This window comes from Brenneria populi (assembly GCF_036016195.1).
GTDB classification, from domain to species: domain Bacteria; phylum Pseudomonadota; class Gammaproteobacteria; order Enterobacterales; family Enterobacteriaceae; genus Brenneria; species Brenneria populi.
This window is the reverse complement of record NZ_JAYWTM010000066.1, coordinates 1-1,275: the sequence shown is the minus strand read 5'-3', so window position 1 is coordinate 1,275 and position 1,275 is coordinate 1. Positions and strand designations below refer to the sequence as shown.

At 53.6% G+C, this 1,275-nt stretch carries 2 protein-coding genes; both read left to right on the top strand.

Annotated elements, in window-relative coordinates; all coding sequences use genetic code 11:
• Positions 1-94 precede the first annotated feature (94 nt).
• Positions 95-970, top strand: coding sequence for an integrase domain-containing protein (locus VSX58_RS22415; RefSeq protein ID WP_327619983.1), 876 nt, complete (start codon positions 95-97; stop codon positions 968-970).
• A gap of 112 nt (positions 971-1,082) precedes the next feature.
• A partial coding sequence (locus tag VSX58_RS22565) for a DUF2268 domain-containing putative Zn-dependent protease (RefSeq protein ID WP_407654918.1) occupies positions 1,083-1,275 on the top strand: 193 nt, incomplete at its 3' end.

Genomic DNA, 1,275 nt, shown 5'->3' with positions numbered 1-1,275 from the left:
GCGCGCAGGTATTGCTCAGTGCGGCACGGTTTCCCCGTGTCGTAAATCGCCGTGCGCCGGAGAACAGAGGTTATTGAGGATGGGGGGATAACATATGTCACGATTAAGCCGGGAGATGCAGACGCTGGCCCGACAGGCTGGCGGCAGCCATAAGACGGTACATGACCGACTAAAAATTGCAGAGCGGCTTGCCAGTCACCTGCTGTCTTTGAATATTCAGATCCGCACGGTGCAGCATCTGAAAGCAAAACATATCGAATGCTATATCGCCGAACGGTTAGAACAGGGAATTACTCTGCGCACGCTGCATAATGAAATGGCAGCGGTGCGGGTGATACTGCGCACCGCCGGTCGGGATAAGTTGGCGGATGCGGAACGATTGAGCAACAAGGCGTTAGGGCTGAGCGGCGCCAGACGGGACGGTACGCGAAAGGCGATTACGCCGGAGCGCTATCAGGCGGCGCTGGCAACCCTGCAACAGAAAGACACTGGACTCGCGCTAACGTTGCAACTGGCTCGAATGATGGGCCTACGTTCGCAGGAAGCGGTGCAATGTTCGCAGTCGCTCCAGACATGGGCCGCAGCGTTGGAGCGAGGCGACGAACAACTGACGGTGGTATTCGGCACCAAAGGCGGACGGCCCCGGCAAACGCGGGTTCTGGATCGGGAAGCGTTAATGCAGACAGTTAATCAGGCGCTGGCGATTGCCGATACTCGCAACGGTCGACTGATTGATAAACCGGATCTGAAAAGCGCCATGAACCGCTGGCGTTCACAAACTGCTATGGCAGGACTAAAGGGGCAATACTCCCCGCACAGCTTGCGTTACGCATGGGCGCAGGATGCGATGCGTTATTACCGGCGACAGGGGTTCAGCAACCGGGAAGCCAGCGCGCTGGTATCGATGGATTTAGGGCATGGCGATGGACGTGGGCGGTATGTGGAACGGGTTTATGGGAAAGCGCTGTAGAATGTCGTTGAATAAATCGGAGTGTACTGACTCATACTCAAGCTGGCTCATTTGCTGATTTGAGCTCAATCTAATCTGGCAGTCGGCTATTTGAAGTGGACGTTCGGAACCTATATATATCATCTCGGAGAAAGGGCACTTTGGATATTATCCTGAGCCCGGTGTTGTTTACATCACGGTTGATATTGAAAAGATTGCATTTTGCAAAAACGATACCCAATCTTTGGAACGAATATTTTCTCATAAACTGCATCATGTAGCGAGATGGGCAGGCCGGGATATGGTGAAGTGGTTTACTGAATTTG

Excerpts from the sequence above, each read along its gene's own strand:
- VSX58_RS22415 (WP_327619983.1), top strand. The coding sequence starts at position 95 with ATGTCACGATTAAGCCGGGAGATGCAGACGCTGGCCCGACAGGCTGGC.